We start from the raw sequence: 251 nt of genomic DNA, 5'->3' as shown, positions 1-251 counted from the left end.
CCGTCAGCGCGCTCGAAGAGCAGGCTGTCAAGATCGACCAGAAGGAACTGCAACACCTGCCGGTCGAGCTGATCCAGCGTGGCAAGTACCAGCCGCGTCGCGACATGGACCCGGTGGCGCTGGAAGAACTCGCGCACTCGATTCGCACCCATGGCGTGATGCAGCCGATCGTGGTTCGCCCGGTGGGCGACAACCGCTACGAGATCATCGCCGGTGAGCGCCGCTGGCGCGCTACCCAGCAGGCTGGCCTG

At 66.1% G+C, this 251-nt stretch carries 1 protein-coding gene; it reads left to right on the top strand.

Annotated features, from left to right (window positions below):
* On the top strand, window positions 1-251 hold a 251-nt coding region (locus SB765_RS31990; RefSeq protein ID WP_410932805.1), incomplete at both ends, for a ParB/RepB/Spo0J family partition protein.

Origin of the sequence: Pseudomonas sp. SIMBA_067, assembly GCF_046534675.1 — a bacterium.
GTDB classification, from domain to species: Bacteria; Pseudomonadota; Gammaproteobacteria; order Pseudomonadales; family Pseudomonadaceae; genus Aquipseudomonas; species Aquipseudomonas putida.
This window is presented reverse-complemented; position numbering and strand designations above follow the sequence as displayed.